Raw genomic sequence first — 17545 nt, 5'->3', positions numbered from 1 at the left:
CATCCCTTCCTGTGCCACCCCTCAGCAGCGCAACGTCGTCAAGGAGCCAGCGTGTCCCAGCCCGCCACCGCCCTCGACGCCCTGGACACGCTCGACGCGCTGGGGCCCAAGGGGCCCTACCGCTCCCGGCACCGCCTCACCGTCAGCGATGTCACCGGCGCGCCCATGGCCGAACTCTCCCTGGTGCCGCGGCTGTTCGTCACCCGGGCGCTGGCCGCGCTGCGCGCCGCCGGGACGCCGCCGCTGGAGGAGCGGCTGGCCGCGCTGAAGCGGGCGGGGGAGTTGTTCGCCACCGGCACCGTCGCCGGGATGACGGCCGCCGGATACGAGAGCGCGGTGTGCCGGATGTCGGGCACCCCGCTCGCCAATGTGCGGATCGCGGTGGAGGCGATACGGCTCAGCGCCACCGAGGCGTTCCGCAGTGTGCAGGCGGCCCGTCCGGTGGGGGCGGTGGGCGACTGGCGCGATCCGTACGCCCGGACCGGCAGCGCGGTGTGGATCCGGCGCGGCGATGTCTTCGCCGTGCACGCCGCCGGGAACCACCCCGCCGTGCACGCCCTGTGGCTGGAGGCGCTGGCGCTGGGCTACCGGGTGGCCGTACGCCCCTCCCGCCGTGAGCCACTCACCCCGTACCGGCTGGTCAGCGCCCTGCGGGAGGCGGGTTTCGGCCCGGACCACGTGGTGCTGCTGCCCACCGACCACGACGCGGCGGGCGAGATTCTGCGGGGTGCGGATCTGAGCATGGTCTACGGCGGACAGGAGGTCATCGACCGCTACGCCGCCGATCCGGCCGTACTGCCCAACGGACCGGGCCGCTCCAAGATCCTGATCACCGCCGACCGGGACTGGCGCGACCACCTCGATGTCGTCGTCGACTCCGTCGCCCGCCACGGCGGCACCGCGTGTGTCAACGCCACCGCCGTCCTCGTCGAGGGCGATCCGGCGCCGGTCGCGGAGGCGCTGGCGGAACGGCTCGCCGACCTGCCCAGCCTGCCGCCGCACGACGAGAAGGCGGTGCTGCCGGTCCACCCGCTCGAGGTCGCGCGCGGCTTCGAGCGCCATCTGCGCACCAAGGCCGCGGGCGCGCGGGCCTGGCTGGGCGGCGACGGGGTGGTGGACGACCTCGGCGACGGCAGCGCCGCCTTGCGCCCCGCCGTCTTCCAGCTCGACGACCCGCGGGACACACGGCTGGGTGTGGAGCTGTCGTTCCCCTGCGTCTGGGTGGCCCCCTGGACGCGTACGGCGGGTGTCGCCGCGCTCCGGGACAGCCTGGTCGTCACGGCGATCACCGGGGACGAGGCGCTGCTGGACGCGCTGCTCGCCGACCCGTCGATCAAGAACCTCTACATCGGGGACCATCCCACCCACTGGATCGCCCCGGGCATTCCGCACGACGCGTATCTCGGCGAGTTCCTGATGCGCACGAAGGCCGTCATCCGCGGCTGACCGGCCCCTGCCACCCACTGTCCGCGCCGCCCCGCCGTCCGCCCGCCGCCACCCGCGAGGAGCATTCCGTGCCGACCACTGCCTCCCTTTCGGTGCTCGACGTCCCCTTCGACGAGCGCCCCGACCCCGACGAGTACCTACGCGCCGCCATGGAGTGGCACTTCGGCCCGGACACCGGCTCCCCCTTCTGGCTGCGGCGGGCCGCGTCGCTGGACTTCGATCCGCGGCGGGACGTCAAGGGCGTCGCCGATCTGGCGCTCTTCCCCAATGTCACCGGGGAACTGCGCGAGGTGCCGGTGCGGGACCTCATCCCCCAGGGCTACGGCGCGGACGCCCGGATCCTCGGTGTCTTCGAAAGCGGCGGCACCACCGGCGCGCCCAAGCGGATCGTGTGTCTGCGCGACTGGCTGGACCGCCTCACGTACGGGCTGAGCGCCGACCTGGACGGGCTCGGCATCCCGCGCGGGGTGGACTGGCTCGCCATCGCCCCCAGCGGCCCGCACATGGTCGGTGAGATGGTCGCGGGCGCGGCCGCCCGGCACGGTGGACTGATGTTCCGCGTCGACATGGACCCGCGGTGGGTGAAGAAGCTGATCTCCGCCGGGAAGACCGAGGAGACCGACGCGTATGTGAGCCATCTGGTGGAGCAAGCGGCGTACGTCCTGCGCACCCAGGACATCGGTGTGCTGATGACCACTCCGCCGCTGCTGGAGCGGCTGGCCCGGCACGACGACCTCATCGAGCTGATCGGGCGGAAGGTCAAGGGCATCATGTGGGGCGGTGCGCATATGGACGCCGACACCCGCGATCTGCTGCGCACCGAAGTCTTCCCCGACTGTGAGCTCTACGGCACCTACGGCAACACCATGATCCTCGGCGGCGCCACGGAGCGGCTCGGGCTGGGCCCGGACGAGCCGTGTGTCTTCGATCCGCGCACCCCGTTCGTCACCTTCTCGGTGGTGGACCCGGTGAGCGGGGAGCCGGTGCCGTACGGCGAGCGCGGCCAGGTGGTGATGAACCACGTCAGCAAGTCCTGTCTGCTGCCCAACAACCTCGAACGCGATCTGGCGATCCGCATCCCGCCGCCCGAGGGCGCGGTCGGGGACTCGGTGGCCGATGTGGGGCCGGTGGCGATGTTCGACGACGAGGTCGTGATCGAGGGCGTCTACTGAGACGTCCGCCGCGTCTACTGTGCCCGCTCTCCTGAGCTGTTGAAACGTCCGCCGCCCACCAGGCGTTTGCCGCGTTTCGTCATGTACCCATTCAGTCGCGGCAGGCACAGTGGTTACGATCTGGCGCGATGGGCAGAGGGCGGGACGGAGCGGGCCACATACGAAGGGTTCCGGTGCGCGGCACCGTACCTTCCGCCTTCTGGCGTGCCGTACTGCTGCTCGCCGCGGCGATATGGGTGGCGCCCTCGTGCGTCCATCCCGCCGCCGGTGACCACAGCACCCTGTCGACGAGGTGTCCGGACCGCCTGGCCGGCAACCGCCCGGCGGGTACCCGCGTGGCCGGCGCCGGGGCGCGTCCGCCGCTTCCGGCCCAGGACCCGCTCACGGCTACGGCACCGCACCGCTGCCCGGCCGACGTCTCCCGCACCGGCACCGGCACCGGAAGCGACAACTGCGTCGCGGGCCCCCGGGCGGTGGTCCAGGCCCTGGTGCCCACGCCCGTGCCCCCGCCCTCCCTCGCCGAGGTTCCGCCGCCCGGCACCCCTCGGGACCCGGACTCCGTCCGGGCGCCGCCCGATCACCTTGTCCGAGCCCTCGGCCTCCATCAGCTCCAAGTGCTTCGGACCTAGGCCGACGCCGCTCACCGCGAGTCAGGAGAACCGCGAGAACCGAGAGAACTGCGAGGACAAGGACAGCCATGGGCTCCAAGGGATCGAAGACGAAGGCCGGCGCGGCCGACCGCCGCGCGAAGATAGAGGAGTTGCGCCGCGCGGAGAAGGCGCGCGAGCGCCGCTACCGGATCATCACCATCACCTCCTGTGTGGTGATCGTCGCCGGACTGGCCGTCGGCGGCTACTTCCTCATCGACGAGGGCGACAAGAAGGACGAGAAGGAGGCCAAGGTCACCTCGTCGGTCGTCAAGACCGGTGAGTTCAAGTCCATGCGGACCTGGCAGAACCTGGGCCGGACGCATGTCGAGGGCACGGTCGACTACGCGATGTCGCCGCCGGTCGGCGGAAACCACAACCAGGTCTGGCAGAACTGCAACGGCGACGTCTACACCAAGCCGCTGACCAAGGAGAACGCCGTGCACTCGCTGGAGCACGGCGCGGTGTGGGTGACCTACACCGACAAGGCGTCGAAGGAGGACATCGCCACGCTCAAGGAGCGGGTGGAGAAGACGCCGTACTCGATGATGAGCCCCTACCAGGACCAGGACGCGCCGATCGTCCTCAACGCCTGGGGCAACCAGCTGGACATCCAGGAGGCGTCGGACCCGAGGGTGGCCGCGTTCTTCAAGAAGTTCGTCCAGGGCAAGCAGACCCCGGAGCCAGGCGCCTACTGCACCAACGGGAAGTCTTCGTGACCGATGTGACCGACGGAGCCGCCGTCGGCCGCGCGTCACGACAGCCGCTGGTGGCCGGGATCGCCGCCGCCCTCGCCGTGCTGACGCTGGTGGCGGTGGCGGTGGTGTGGCTGATGAGCGACCGCTCGGAGGGCACGGCCGGCACGGGTACGCCGAAGGACACCTCCGCCGAGGCCGGTTTCGCCCGCGACATGTCCATCCACCATCAGCAGGCGGTGGAGATGTCGTTCATCGTGCGCGACCGCACCAGCGACGAGGAGGTGCGGCGGCTGGCGTTCGACATCGCCAGCACGCAGGCCACCCAGGCGGGGATGTTGCAGGGCTGGCTGGACATGTGGGGGCTGGACAAGACGTCCGACGACCCGCCGATGACGTGGATGAAGAACGCGTCGACGGACCACATGGAGGGCATGGACGGCATGGACCACGGCTCGATGGAGGGCATGGACGGCGGCTCCACGTACACGCCGCACGACGGTTCGCTCATGCCGGGCATGGCCACCAACACCCAGCTGGACGCGTTGCGCAAGGCCAAGGGCAAGGCGGCCGAGGTGCTCTACCTGAAGCTGATGACCGCCCATCACAAGGGCGGCATCGGGATGGCGAAGGGCGCGGTCGAGCTGGTCAAGGACCCGACCGAGAAACATCTGGCCGAGACGATGGTCCAGGGCCAGCAGTCGGAGATCCAGCTGATGGCCGACATGCTCACGGCACGCGGCGCGTCCTTCTGACACCGCGACGATGGGCGTCCCTCACCCGGCAGGGGCGCCCATCGCCGGAAACCGGGAAGACCCGCTCATCCCTCACGGACGAACGTCCCCGACCGGGCCGCCTGGTACGTCACCTCGACGGCCGTGCGCACCAGCCGCTCGTCGATGAACCCGCGCAGGATGAGCACCCGGTAGTAGATGGGCGCCGCGAGCGCGGCGATGACCTCGCGTGGCTCGGTGTGCTCCGGGATCTGCCCCCGCTCGATCGCCCGGCGCACGATCCGGGTCACCTGCTCGATCCGCCCCACGAACGCGCCCCGGACGATCTCCTCGACCTGGGGGTCGTGCGCGGCGGCCACGAGCAGCCCCTGGATGACGTTGCGGTTGCGCAGCGCGTTGTTGAAGTCCCCGATGGCCATGGCGAGTTCTGCCAGGTCCTGCCGGAAGTCGCCGGTGTCCGGGGTGGGCAGCGTGGAGCTGCGCTCGGCCAGCAGGTCGACAACGACCCCCTCCACCGTGCGCCAGCGCCGCCGGATGGTGGACACGTGCACCCCGGACCGGCGCGCCAGCCGGTCGAGGGTGAGGGCGGCGTACGCGTCGCGGTCGAGCTCCTCGTACGCGGCCGCCAGCACGGCGGCCCGGGTCCGGGCCGTACGCCCTCCGGGGCGGGCCGACCCATGCGGTGGTCGCTCTGTCATGACGCGCCGACCCTACGTCCCCTCCGCTCTGGTGAGCACCAGATCTTCACGAACACCCCGTCACCCTACGCCCGGTAACCCATTGCGACGCGTACACCCCCTCGCTACTGTGACACCCGTTACCTAATGCGCGTGAAAGCGCATTAGGTGGAAGGGCAGAGTTTGCCGGACCTTCCTCACGAGGGGAAGGAAGGTCCAGCACGCTCCCCTGGACGAGCGTTGCGGCGAGTCGGCGGCGAGTGGGCCGTCAGTCCTCCGCCAGCCGGATCGCCGCGGCCGGGCACACCACCGCCGACTCCTTGACGCCGTCGTACTGGCCGGGCTCGGGACGGTCGGTCAGCAACTCGACGATGCCGTCGTCGTCCTGGTCGAAGACCTCGGGAGCGATCAGGACGCACTGTCCGGACGCGACGCACTTGGGCTGGTCGACTTCCACGCGCATGGGGTTCTCCTCTTGCTCGGGGGTGCTGCTACCAGGTGACGGGGAGTTCGTAGACGCCGTAGACGATGCCGTCGTGCTTGAACTCCACCTCGTCGAACCCGGTGGCCAGGGCCAGGGTGGGGATGCGGGAGTACAGGGTGCTGTAGACGACCTGGAGTTCGAGGCGGGCCAGCGGCTGGCCGAGGCACTGGTGCACGCCGTAGCCGAAGGCGACGTGGCGGCGGGCGTCGCGGGTGATGTCGAGCCGGTCGGGCTCGGGGAAGGCTTCCGGGTCCCGGTTGGCGATGTCGTTGGCGAAGATGATGCCGTCGCCCGCGCGGATGACCTCGCCGCCGACCTCGATGTCCTCAAGCGCCACCCGGCGGCGCCCGGAGTGGGTGATGTTCAGGTAGCGCAGCAGCTCCTCCACGGCCCCGGCGACCGTCTTGGGGTCCTCGGCGTCGCGGAGCAGGGCGAGTTGGTCCGGGTTGCGGAGCAGCGCGAGGGTGCCGAGCGCGATCATGTTCGCGGTGGTCTCGTGGCCCGCGGCGAGCAGCAGGACACCGGTCTCCGCGGCATGCCGCTGCGTCATCTCGCCCGTGGCCACCCGTTCCGTGGCGAGCACGGAGAGCAGGTCGTCCGCGGGCCGGGCGCGCTTGACGGTCAGCAGGTCGTCCAGGTAGTCGGCGAGCTCCCGCTGGGCCGCGAGCACCTCCTCCGAGGTCGAGGTGCGGCGGACGACGACCTTGGTGTTGCGCTGGAAGAGGTCGTGGTCCTCGTAGGGCACGCCGAGCAGCTCGCAGATGACCAGGCTGGGGACCGGCAGTGCGAACGCCTCGACCAGGTCGACCGGCTTCGGCCCGGCGAGCATCCCGTCGATCAGGTCATCGACGATCTTCTGCACCGACGGCCGCAGGGCCTCCACCTTCTTCACCGCGAAGGGCGCCGTCACCATCCGGCGCAGCCGGGCGTGTTCCGGGTCGTCCATGGTGAGGAACGTCTGGCGGGCCTGGTCGCTCGCCTTCATCCCGGCGGTGCGGTGCGGATAGCCGGGCCGGGTGGGGTCCGCGCTGACGCGCGGGTCGCCGAGCAGGGTCCGCAGATGGTCGTGGCGGGTGATCAGCCACGGACTGGTGCCGTCCCAGATCCGCACCCGGGAGATCGGGCGGTCCGCCTGGAGGGCCTGCAGGGCCGGCGGCGGGTCGAAAGGGCACCCGGCCGCCCTGGGCATCGGGTGTTCCAGCGGCCCGGCCGCCGTGTCCGCCAGTGTCTCGGTCATATGTGCCTCCGTGGAGAGGGAGCGCGTCACGGACTTTCCTAACAGCGTTAGGAGCCCAGGGCAACCAAATGACCAAGAGTGACCAGCCGCACCGCCGCTATTTGGTCAACGCCAGGTCGAGCAGGTCGTCCGCCATCTCCTCCATCCCCTGCCGGCTGGCCGCGAACGGCATCGACACGGCCATGGCCACGACCCCGTGCAGGGAGAACCACAGCAGCTTGGCCACCCGCTCGTCATCCGCCGCCCCGGTACGGTCGTCCCGGCAGGCGGACACCGCCTCGACCCACACCTCCTGCACCGTCCACAGCGGATGGCCGGCCAGCTCATCGCGGGAGCCCTCGATCCGCTCGATGCCGAACATCAGCCGGTACAGCTTGGGGTTGTCCAGCGCGAAGTGGCCGTACCGCCGGGCCATCGCCCGCAGCGCCTCCCGCGGGCCGCCCTCACCCCCGCGGTCCCCGGCCTCGCGCAGCTGGGCCACCAGCCTTTCGTAGGCCCGCCGCGTGACGGTGGCCACCAGCTCCGCCCGATCCTTGAAGTGCAGATAGACGCTGGGCGCGGAGATCCCGACCTCCCGCGCCACCGCGCGCAGCGACAGGTCCCCCTCCCGGCCGGACTCCATCAGCATCCGCGCGGCGGCCACGAGGATCTCTTCCTTCAGCGCACCGCCCTCGCCCCACCGGCTCGGCGTGCGGCGCTTGAACCCCTCGGTCATCTCCGGCTCCTCTCCGACTCCTCCTCAAGCTTCGGTGAAACATGAGGGAATGTGGCCAGAACCCGTCGATGCGCCATCACCCACGGCGATGGCCTGCCGCCAGGGCGACAGGGCAGGATCGTCGCGCCGGGCACCGCCCCCTCGGGGGCGCGGGGGCGGGCGGCCGGACGGGTTCGGGCGGGCCGGTCGGGGGCGGAGGGCCGGCGGCGCTCAGGCGGCGCCGGTGGACAGGGAGTAGAGGTGACGGGCGAGCGCGACCAGTACGGCCTTGCTGGAGTCGCGCTTGCGGGCGTCACAGTCGATCATCGGCACATCGGGGGAGAGGTCGAGCGCCTCCCGCACGTCCTCCAGCGAGTGCTGCGGCTCGGTGAAGTTGTTGCGGGCCACGATGAACGGTGTGCCGTGGTGTTCCAGCCGGTCCAGCGCGTACCAGGAGTCGGCCAGCCGGTTGGTGTCCACCAGGACGACCGCCCCCAGGGTTCCGGAGAAGAGCCGGTCCCACAGGAACCAGAACCGCTCCTGCCCCGGGGCGCCGAACAGATACAGCACCATCTGCTCGTCCAGGCTGATCCGGCCGAAGTCGAAGGCCACCGTGGTGGTGGTCTTGTCCTGGACGAACGAGGCGTCGTCGATGCCGACGCCCGCCTGCGTCATCGTCTCCTCGGTGCTGAGGGGGCGGATCTCGCTGACGGATTTCACCATCGTCGTCTTGCCGACACCGAACCCGCCGACGATCACGATCTTGAGGCCGTTGCTCGCGCTCTCCCGCAGCGGGGCGTGTCCGGTGCTGCCGGGGAGAGCGGCGCTGGCGGTGCTGTCAGAGATTCTGGAGTGCAACGAGCACCTTCTTCAGGGTTTCGGGCCCAGGCAACCGCCCGCCGGGGCGGGCCGGCTGCGGATGGCGCGCGGTGATCCGGCCGGTGTCCAGCAGATCGCACAGCAGGATCTTGACCACGCTGACGGGCAGTTCCAGATACGAGGAGATCTCCACGACCGACAAGGGGCGACGGCACATCCGCAGGATCTTGACGTGCTCGGACTGCATCCCGGGAGTGGGGTCGCTCTCGCTGACGATCAGCGTGACCATGTCGAACCGGCTCTCGTCCGCGCGACTGCGGCCGCCGGTGACGGTGTACAGCCGGTCCGGTCCCTCCTTGTCCAGCGGCCCTCGGATCATGCCGTCGTCCCGCCGCTGCCGTCCGTGGCCACCCGCGGGGCGGCCCGCAGGTGGTCGCCGATCTGCTCGACCATCTCGTTCATGTTGTGGCCGATGATGCCGACATCGGCGTCGTCATGGGCCACCACGGCGAGGTGGGCGCCTTCGCCGGCCTCGACGATGAACAGAATCCCCCCGTGGAACTCCGTCATCGACTGCCGTACGCCGCCGCTGCCGTCGCCGAACTCGATGGACGCGCCATGGGCGAGGCTCTGGATGCCCGACGCGATGGCCGCCAGCTGATCGGCCTGGTCCACGGACAACCCGGAGGAGAGGCACAGCTTGAGCCCGTCCCGCGACAGCACCAGGGCGTGGCGTGACCCCGGGGTCTTCTCCAGCAGGTTCTCCAACAGCCAGTCCAAGCTGCGGTCGGTGGTGTTCATCGGCGTTCCTATCGTCACGGCTTGTCGTTCTCGGCGGGCTCGACGGACTCGGCGGACTCGGCGGACTGGGTGGCCTCGGCGGGCTCCGCGGACGCGGGCTCGGTATCACGCGGGGCACCAGCGGCGGAGCCACCGCGGGCCGCCTGGCGGAAGGCGCCGAAGCGGGCTCCGGCGTCCTCGGGTCGGGGACGGCTGGTCTTCGCCTTGGGTTCCCCCTCGGCGGCGCCGGCGGCGGCCCGGGTGGCCGCGGCCAGCGTCTCGCCACGGCGCCGCTTGGGCAGTCCGTTGACGGCCGGCGAGGGCTCCGCGGCGGGCTCCGGCGCGGACGAGGGTCCGGTGGCGGGCGGCAGCGGAGCGGAGGACGGGGCGGGGGCGGGCGCGATCGCGGTCGCGGCGGCGGCTGAACCAGACGGGGCGGACGGGGCGGACGCCTGCCGGGGGATGCCGGAGCGGATGGAGCCCGGCGCGCCGAGGACGACGGCGTCCTGGTTGACGTGGGTGATCAGCTGCTGCGGGATCAGGACCACGACACCGGTGCCGCCCCGCGCGGACGGCCGGAAGGAGACGGTGAGCCCGTGCTTGCGGGCCAGACAGCCGACGACCGCCAGGCCCAGCCGGGTGCCGGACAGGCTCATCAGGTCCAGGGTCTCGGAGGAGACGGCCTTCTGCGCGCGATCCAGGGCGGCCGGGCCCATCACCAGCCCGCCGTCCTCGATGGTCACCACGACGCCCGCGTGCGTCTCCTCGACGTACACATGCACCTCCTCGGTGGGAGGCGAGAAGCTGGCGGCGTTGTCCATCAGCTCGGCGAGGGCGTGCATGACACCCTCGGCCGCGTAACCGGCCACCGCGGCGCTGCTGGCCGAGTGGACCCGTACCCGCTGGTAGGCGCTGATCCGGCCGACCGCGCCGCGCAGCACGGACTCCATGACGATCGGCCTGGTCCAGCGGCGCCCGGAGCGCGCACCGGTGAGCACCGCGATGCTGTCGGCGATGCGGCCCGCCTGGGCGGTGGTGTGGTCCAGCTTCAGCAGATCGCCGAGCACGCTCTCGTCGTGCCGGTTCTCCATCTCCCGCAGATCGGCCAGCATGCTGGTGGCCAGCGCCTGGACCCGGCCCGCGGCGTTGGCGCACGCGGCCATCGCCGAGGCGCGCATCCGCTCACCGTCGCCGATCTCGCGCAGCAGCGTCCGCAGCAGCTGCTGATGGGCCCTGCTGGTGGGCCGCGGCAGGCGGCGCACCACGGTGTCCACCGAGCCACCCGCACGCAGCTGCCGAACCGCGGAAGGAATCGTTTCCTCGGCGATCCGGACCGCCTCGATCTCCCGCGCGGTGGCCGCCGTCTCCAGCGCCGTGACACGCTCCTGGAGCCGGCCGATGGTCCGCGAACGGTAGGTGGCCACCGCGAGCGCCACACCGAGCAGGACGGCGGCGGCCCCGCAGAAGACGGCGACGAAGACGCGCTGAGCGGACGGCACGGCGGTGGTCACCCACAGCCCCGCGGCACCGGCGGCGACGGCTGCCAGCACAGGGACGGTCAGGGCCCGCCACGTCACCGAGGGCCCTTTGTGCGGATGGCTGGATATATGTGCTGACATCTATCAGGTCCTCATGGGGCGCGTTGAGGGTTTGTGGCTGGACCACGCGGACATCAAGCCGTGGGCGCCACATGTTAGTAGAGTCACGTGATTTTGACCGGCCCCTCTCAGCACATGGATCATGACGGACCGTCAAATCGAGTTGGCCGAAAGCGCCGCGTTCCGGACGTATCTGCCACGGCCGACGCTCATCTTCCCGCCACGCCGCGCCCTGACGGGCCGTGGACCCAGGCGTCACGGAATGGCCAGCTCGGCCCAGATGACCTTGCCGCCCGAGGTGTAGCGGGTGCCCCAGCGCTCGGCGAACCGGGCGACCAGGAAGAGCCCCCGGCCGCCCTCGTCCGTCGTCGCCGCGTACCGCAGATGCGGGGAGGTGCTGCTGGTGTCGGAGACCTCGCAGATCAGGGCGCGTTCGCGGATCAGCTGCACCCGGATCGGGCCGGTGGCATGGCGGATGGCGTTGGTGATCAGCTCGCTGAGCACCAGCTCGGCGGTGAACGCGACCTCCGCCAGCCCCCACTCCGCCAGCCGCCGCATGACCTCGGCGCGCACCCCGGCCACGGCGGCCGGATCGTACGGCACGTCCCAGGAGGCCACGCGGTCGGCGCCCAGGACCCGGGTACGGGCGGCGATCAGGGCGATGTCATCACTCGGATCGCTGGGCAGCATCGCGTCCAGCACCTCAGTGCAGATCTGCTCGGGCGTCCGGCCGGGATGGGACAGAGCCTCGCGCAGCAGCTCCAGACCGGTGTCGATCTCCCGGCGGCGGTCCTCGACGAGCCCGTCGGTGTAGAGGACGAGATGGCTGCCCTCGGCCAGCTTCGCCTCGGCGGTCTCGAACGGCAGCCCGCCCAGGCCCAGCGGCGGTCCGGCGGGCAGCTCGAGGAACTCCACCGAGCCGTCCGGCCGGACCAGCGCGGGCGGCGGATGACCGGCCCGCGCCATGGTGCAGCACCGGGTGACCGGGTCGTAGATCCCGTACAGACAGGTGGCCCCGGTGATCCCCTCACCGCCGTCACCGCCCGGCTGCCCGGGGCGCTCGTCCTGGTCGATACGGGCCACCAGATCGTCCAGGTGGGAGAGGATCTCATCGGGCGCCAGGTCCAGGGTGGAGAAGTTGTGCACCGCCGTGCGCAGCCGTCCCATCGTCGCCGCCGCGTGCAGACCGTGCCCGACGACGTCGCCCACCACCAGCGCCACCCGCGCCCCCGGCAACGGGATCACATCGAACCAGTCGCCCCCGACGCCGGACTCGGCCGGCAGATACCGGAAGGCCACATCGAGGGCGCTCTGGGCGGGCAGGGCGCGGGGCAGCAGACTGTGCTGGAGCGTCACCGCCATGGTGTGCTCGCGGGTGTAGCGGCGGGCGTTGTCGATGCAGACCGCGGCGTGCGAGGCCAGCTCCTCGGCGAGGGACACCTCTTCCGCTTCGAAGGGGTCGCGCCGCGCCGTCCGCCAGAAGTTGACCACGCCCAGCAGCACGCCCCGGGCCCGCAGCGGCACGGTCACCAGCGACCGCACGCCGTATGCGATGACCTTGGCGGTCTGCTGCGGGTCCTGGGCCTGCCAGCCGGTGGCCTCGGCCAGATCGGTCTCCACCGCCGGCTCGCCCCTGTTCAGTCCCGCAGCCTGGGGCGAGGCGGGGACGAACGAGAACCGTCGGCCGACCGGATAGAAGGGGTGGTCCGGCCGGATGCCGTGGACCGCCGTCCGGCACATGTCAGTACCGCCGAGCGCCAGCGGCTCCTCGCCGCGCAGGACGGGCTCCGCCAGGTCGACGGTGACGAAGTCGGCGAAGCGGTCCACCGCCACCTGTGCCAGCTCCTCGGCGGTCCGGCCCACATCGAGCGTGGTGCCGATCCCCACGCTCGCGTCGTACAGCAGCTTGAGCCGCTTCTGCGCCACTTCGGCACGGCCGGAGAGGGCGCGCAGTTCGGTGGAGTCGCGCAGGGTGGCGACGCTGCCGGGCGGCCCGCCGTCGCGGTCGGTCAGCCGGTTGTTGATGGCCAGCAGCCGGTCGCCGGCCACCAGCACCTCGTCGGTGACATCGCGGCCGGCGGTCAGGACGTCGGTGACATGCGGCTCCAGGCCCAGCTCGGCGACCTTCCGGCCCTCCGGCCGCTCGGGCAGACCGAGCAGCCGGGACGCCTCGTCGTTGGCGAGCACCAGCCGGCCGTCATCGCTGATGATCAGCACGCCCTCGCGTACCGAGTGCAGCACCGCGTCATGGTGTTCGTACATCCGGGTCAGCTCGACCGGGTCCAGGCCGCGGGTCTGGCGCCGCAGCCGCCTGCCCACCAGCGCGGTGCCGCCGGTGGCCAGGGCCAGGGAGGCGGAGAGGGCGCCGACGAGCAGCGGCAGCTGACGTTCGGCGAGCCCGCTCACCCTGCGGATGGTGAAACCGGCACCCACCACGCCGACGACCTTGTGCCGGCTGTCGAAGATCGGGGCGACCGCCTGCATCGCCGGGCCGAGGGTCCCGGGGCGGCTCTCGGTGATGGTGTGTCCCCGCAGCGAGGGGCCGATGGTGCCGATGAACTGCTTGCCGATGCGATGCGGATTGGGGTGGGTGAGCCGGATGCCCTTGGGGTTCACCACCACGACGAAGTCGAGCCCGGACCGCTTCCGGGCCGCCTCGGCCCTGGGCTGGAGCACCTTGGTCGGATTGCGGCTGTGCAGCGCCTGGGCGACCCCCGGTGAGTTGGCGAAGGTCTCGGCGACCGCGACGGACCGGCCGCGGGCCTCCTCGACGGCGTCGTGCCGCCCCTGGAGCACCAGGGCGACGGTCGCCGCCACGCCGAGCAGCAGCACGATCACAAGCTGGAGAACGAAGACCTGGCCGGCGACGCTGCGCACGCTCAGCCAGGACCGACCCCGCGATCGACCCATGAACCGGGCCATACCCATACATCTACACCGGGAATTCCCGGAAGGCGAATCCCTGCCCCGCTCCGGACGTACCGCTCCGGACGGTCGGCACGGAGTGCGCCGCCGACGGGCGAAGTGCCGAAAGCGGGGTGCTGTGCAAACCTGTAAAAAGGGTAATTCCGCCTGATGAAGGAGCCCGACATGGCCAGTCACGTCGGTGGAGTGCAGACAGGGGCCGCCCCGGGCCGGGCGCACCGGGCGGTGAGCGGGTGGGTCGTCTTCGCGGCCGTCATGATGATCTTCGGTGGCGCGATGAACCTGCTCCAGGGCATTTCGGCCATCCGGACCGACAATGTGTTCCTGGTCACCCGGAGCTATATCTTCCAGTTCGACCTCTCCGGATGGGGCTGGGTCCACTTCGCCATCGGCGTCGCCCTCCTGGTCGCCGGTTGCGCGGTCTTCACCGGTGCGATGTGGGCGCGGGTCACGGGAGTGGTGCTGGCCGGTCTCGCGCTGGTCGCCAACTTCCTGTGGCTGCCGTACTACCCGGTCTGGGCCACGGTGCTGCTCATCGTCGACGCCCTGGTCATCTGGGCGCTGTGCGCCGGGCCGAGCCGTGGCGACGCGGCACGCGCCGAGGCGGGGCACACGGAGGCGGGGCGCGCCGCCTGACGCCCGGCGTCGCGTTTCGTTTCAGAGTCCGATCACCACGAGCGCGGTGTCGTCGGCGGCCGGGCCGCCGCCGGTGACACCGAGGTCGGCGAGGAGCGCGTCGGCCATCGGCTCCGGCTTCAGCCCGCAGTGCCGGGTGAGGCTCTCGCTGAGCCGGTTCAGCCCGACGTCGATGTCCTCCTCGCGGCGCTCGATCAGCCCGTCGGTGTAGAGCACCAGCGTGGCCCCCGCGGCGTAGCCGACGCTGGCCTGCGGCTGGGGGACCTCCTCGGCCCGAGCCCCCAGCGGCGGATCCGTCGCCTGGTCCAGCACGTCCACGGCGCCCCCGGCCTGGAGCAGCAGCGGCGGCGGGTGGCCCGCGCAGCTGTACTCGACGGTGTGCGTGGCGGGGTCGATGACGACCTGGACGGCGGTCGCGGCCAGCGCCCCGTCGACGAAGCGCGCATAGCGGCCGAGCACCTCCATCGCCCGTGCCGGCCCCTGCGCCACGCGGGTCGCGGCGGACAGCGCGCTGCGCAGCTGCCCCATGACACACGCGGCCTCCAGCCCCTGGCCCACCACGTCCCCGACCGCGACGGCGATCCGGCCGTCGGCAAGGTCGGTCAGCTCGTACCAGTCGCCGCACACATTGAGCGACCCCACGGCCGGGTGGTAGCGCACGGCCGCGTTCGGATGCGCCTCCGGCGGGCAGGCGGGCAGCATCGACTGCTGGAGGGTCAGCGCGGTCTCCCGCTCGCGGGCGTGGGCCTGCCGCAGCCACTCGTTGAGCTCTTGCAGCTCCCGTGCGCGGATGTAGAGGTCCGCGTCCATGTTCTCGGTCCGCGGGCCCAGGCCCTCCTCGTGTACGGCCCGGCCCTCGCTCCCCCGGATGAAGGCCGTGACGTCCTCGACCCGGTGGATGATCAGCTCGACGCTGCCGTCCCGGCCGCGCACGGGGGAGTTGATCTGGCTCCAGTACCGCTCCTCGAATCCGCCCGCGCGGTCGGCCATCGGGATGTCGTACTTCTGGAGCGCCATCGCGTCCCGCTCCCCCGTGCACAGCACCCGGTGCAGCGAGGCATCCAGATTGCGGGTAGCGGTGGACTCCGGGTCGGCCGGGTTGTCGGGGAAGGCGTCGAAGACATACGTGCCGATCAGGTCCTCGCGGGTGCGCCGGGTGACCTTCAGATAGCTGTCATTGACCGCGACGATCACCAGATCGGGACCCAGGACGAGCATCGGGCTCGGAGTGGCCTCGAACAGAGTTTCGTAGTCGATGTGCTGTTCCGTGGCACGCTCCCTGTGTGTACACCCGCCCGCCCCCTATGACCCTTATGTGCAAATGTATTCCTCTCCCACCGCTCGGGCCCACAGATGCCGCCGGGGCGGCCGGGCCCCGGTGCCGTATGGCGGCCGGGCGGGCTGCGGGGCAGGCTGGAGCCATGCTGCTGGCCGATGTCGCGCTGACCTCCCGCCAGGTCGCGGCCACCTCCGCCCGCTCGGCGAAGATCGCCGCGCTGGCCCGGCTGTTCCGGCGTACGGAACCGGCCGAGGCGGCCGTGGTGATCACCTACCTCGCGGGCAAACTGCCCCAGCGCCGCACCGGAGTGGGCTGGTCCACCCTGCGGCAGCGGCGGGAGCCCGCCGCCGAGCCGAGTCTCGCGGTGCTCGATGTGGACCAGACCCTGAGCGAGGTCGCGGCGGTCTCCGGCACCGGGGCGACGGCGGCCCGCAAGCGGCTGGTGGGCGGGCTGATGTCGGCCGCGACCAAGGAGGAGCAGCACTTTCTGCTCGGCCTGATCGGCGGGGAGCTGCGGCAGGGGGCGCTGGAGGGGCTGGCCGTGGAGGGGCTCGCCGAGGCGGTGGGCGCACCGGCCGCCGAGGTACGGCGGGCGGTGATGCTCGGCGGTTCGCTGGGCGCGGTCGCCGAGGCGCTGCTGGCGCGCGGCCCGAAGGCGCTGGCCGACTTCCGGCTCCGGGTGGGACGGCCGGTGCTGCCGATGCTCGCGCAGAGCGCCAAGGACCTCGACGAGGCCCTGGACCGGCTGGGGTCGTGTGCGGTCGAGGAGAAGCTGGACGGCATCCGGGTGCAGGTGCACCGGGACGGCGCGGACGTGCGGATCTACACCCGCACCCTCGACGAGATCACCGAGCGCCTGCCGGAGGTCGTCACGGCGGCGCGCGAACTGGCGGTGGACCGGGCGATCCTCGACGGCGAGGTGATCTCGCTGGACGCGGAGGGGCGGCCGCGTCCGTTCCAGGAGATCTCCGGCCGGGTCGGCTCCCGGCTCGATGTGGCCGGGGCGTCGGCCGCGCTGCCGCTGTCCCCCGTCTTCTTCGACCTGCTCGCCGTGGACGACCGCGATCTGCTCGACCTCCCGGCCCGCGAACGCCACGCCGAACTGGCCCGGATCGCCCCCGGCCCCCGCCGGGTGCGGCGGCTGGTGGCCGGGGACCCGGCGGACCCGGAGACCCGCCGGGCGGCGCGCGAGTTCGCCGCGGACGTACTGGCCCGGGGCCATGAGGGGGTGCTGGTCAAGGCGCTGGAGGCGCCGTACGGCGCGGGCCGGCGCGGGGCGTCCTGGCTGAAGGTCAAACCGGTGCACACGCTGGATCTGGTGGTGCTGGCGGCGGAGTGGGGGCACGGCCGCCGCACCGGGAAGCTGTCCAACCTGCACCTGGGCGCGCGGCAGCCGGACGGGACGTATCTGATGCTGGGCAAGACCTTCAAGGGGCTCACCGACGCGATGCTGGAGTGGCAGACGGAGGCGCTGCTGGGGCTCGCGGTCAGCGACGACGGCTGGGTGGTGCGGGTGCGGCCGGAGCTGGTGGTGGAGGTGGCCTTCGACGGGCTTCAGCGCTCGTCCCGCTACCCGGCGGGCGTCACGCTGCGGTTCGCGCGGGTGCTGCGCTACCGGGAGGACAAGCCGGCGGACCAGGCGGACACGGTCGAGACGGTGCTGGCGCTGCGCGGCGAGTGACCCCGGACCGCCCGGCCCCGGACCACGGGCCCCGTCCCCGC

General features: G+C 71.8%; 17 protein-coding genes. 7 read left to right on the top strand and 10 right to left on the bottom strand.

What is annotated here, in order from left to right; translation table 11 throughout:
• Window positions 1-51: 51 nt before the first annotated feature.
• The 5 genes from N6H00_RS20950 to N6H00_RS20930 all read left to right on the top strand — a co-directional run bounded on the left by N6H00_RS20950 (window position 52) and on the right by N6H00_RS20930 (window position 4715).
• A complete protein-coding gene (locus N6H00_RS20950; RefSeq protein ID WP_268973338.1) occupies window positions 52-1446 on the top strand; it encodes an aldehyde dehydrogenase family protein in 1395 nt (464 codons plus the stop codon).
• Between the two features lie 68 nt (window positions 1447-1514).
• Window positions 1515-2618, top strand: a complete 1104-nt coding sequence (locus tag N6H00_RS20945) for an AMP-binding protein (RefSeq protein WP_268973336.1) — start codon at window positions 1515-1517, stop codon at window positions 2616-2618.
• A gap of 173 nt (window positions 2619-2791) precedes the next feature.
• Window positions 2792-3247, top strand: a complete 456-nt coding sequence (locus N6H00_RS20940) for a hypothetical protein (protein ID WP_268973335.1) — start codon at window positions 2792-2794, stop codon at window positions 3245-3247.
• Window positions 3248-3315: 68 nt separating this feature from the next.
• Complete coding sequence (locus N6H00_RS20935; RefSeq protein WP_268973334.1) at window positions 3316-3984, top strand: DUF3105 domain-containing protein; 669 nt, start codon at window positions 3316-3318, stop codon at window positions 3982-3984.
• Between the two features lie 5 nt (window positions 3985-3989).
• Window positions 3990-4715 carry a DUF305 domain-containing protein gene (locus tag N6H00_RS20930; RefSeq protein WP_268977057.1) on the top strand — a complete coding sequence of 242 codons (726 nt, stop codon included), beginning with the start codon at window positions 3990-3992 and terminating at the stop codon, window positions 4713-4715.
• Window positions 4716-4780: 65 nt separating this feature from the next.
• Here N6H00_RS20930 and N6H00_RS20925 read toward each other — a convergent pair whose 3' ends face one another.
• From N6H00_RS20925 to N6H00_RS20885, 9 genes are all read right to left on the bottom strand, one after another.
• Window positions 4781-5392: a TetR-like C-terminal domain-containing protein gene (locus N6H00_RS20925; protein WP_268973333.1), complete on the bottom strand. Its 612-nt coding sequence runs from the start codon at window positions 5390-5392 to the stop codon at window positions 4781-4783.
• A gap of 247 nt (window positions 5393-5639) precedes the next feature.
• On the bottom strand, window positions 5640-5834 hold the full coding sequence (locus N6H00_RS20920; protein WP_268973332.1) for a ferredoxin: 195 nt from the start codon (window positions 5832-5834) through the stop codon (window positions 5640-5642).
• 28 nt (window positions 5835-5862) lie between these two features.
• Complete coding sequence (locus N6H00_RS20915) at window positions 5863-7092, bottom strand: cytochrome P450 (protein ID WP_268973331.1); 1230 nt, start codon at window positions 7090-7092, stop codon at window positions 5863-5865.
• A gap of 97 nt (window positions 7093-7189) precedes the next feature.
• Complete coding sequence (locus tag N6H00_RS20910; RefSeq protein ID WP_268973330.1) at window positions 7190-7807, bottom strand: TetR/AcrR family transcriptional regulator; 618 nt, start codon at window positions 7805-7807, stop codon at window positions 7190-7192.
• Between the two features lie 210 nt (window positions 7808-8017).
• Complete coding sequence (locus tag N6H00_RS20905; RefSeq protein WP_443072993.1) at window positions 8018-8644, bottom strand: GTP-binding protein; 627 nt, start codon at window positions 8642-8644, stop codon at window positions 8018-8020.
• Entirely contained in the window at window positions 8625-8984 is a 360-nt protein-coding gene (locus N6H00_RS20900; RefSeq protein ID WP_268973329.1) for a DUF742 domain-containing protein, read from the bottom strand. The genes N6H00_RS20905 and N6H00_RS20900 overlap by 20 nt, the downstream gene beginning before the upstream one ends.
• Window positions 8981-9406: a roadblock/LC7 domain-containing protein gene (locus N6H00_RS20895; protein ID WP_268973328.1), complete on the bottom strand. Its 426-nt coding sequence runs from the start codon at window positions 9404-9406 to the stop codon at window positions 8981-8983. Before N6H00_RS20895 ends, N6H00_RS20900 begins: the two co-directional genes overlap by 4 nt.
• A 14-nt stretch (window positions 9407-9420) precedes the next feature.
• Entirely contained in the window at window positions 9421-11004 is a 1584-nt protein-coding gene (locus N6H00_RS20890) for a sensor histidine kinase (protein WP_268973327.1), read from the bottom strand.
• A gap of 234 nt (window positions 11005-11238) precedes the next feature.
• Window positions 11239-13893: a SpoIIE family protein phosphatase/ATP-binding protein gene (locus N6H00_RS20885; protein WP_268973326.1), complete on the bottom strand. Its 2655-nt coding sequence runs from the start codon at window positions 13891-13893 to the stop codon at window positions 11239-11241.
• A gap of 180 nt (window positions 13894-14073) precedes the next feature.
• Here N6H00_RS20885 and N6H00_RS20880 point away from each other — a divergent pair, with 180 nt between their 5' ends.
• On the top strand, window positions 14074-14544 hold the full coding sequence (locus tag N6H00_RS20880; protein ID WP_268973325.1) for a DUF7144 family membrane protein: 471 nt from the start codon (window positions 14074-14076) through the stop codon (window positions 14542-14544).
• Window positions 14545-14565: 21 nt separating this feature from the next.
• Here N6H00_RS20880 and N6H00_RS20875 read toward each other — a convergent pair whose 3' ends face one another.
• Entirely contained in the window at window positions 14566-15762 is a 1197-nt protein-coding gene (locus N6H00_RS20875; protein WP_443072992.1) for a PP2C family protein-serine/threonine phosphatase, read from the bottom strand.
• 203 nt (window positions 15763-15965) lie between these two features.
• Between N6H00_RS20875 and N6H00_RS20870 the strand changes: the two genes are divergently transcribed.
• A complete protein-coding gene (locus N6H00_RS20870; RefSeq protein WP_268973324.1) occupies window positions 15966-17504 on the top strand; it encodes an ATP-dependent DNA ligase in 1539 nt (512 codons plus the stop codon).
• Window positions 17505-17545: the final 41 nt, after the last annotated feature.

Source organism: Streptomyces sp. S465 (assembly GCF_026898115.1).
GTDB classification, from domain to species: Bacteria; Actinomycetota; Actinomycetes; order Streptomycetales; family Streptomycetaceae; genus Streptomyces; species Streptomyces luomodiensis.
This window is presented reverse-complemented; position numbering and strand designations above follow the sequence as displayed.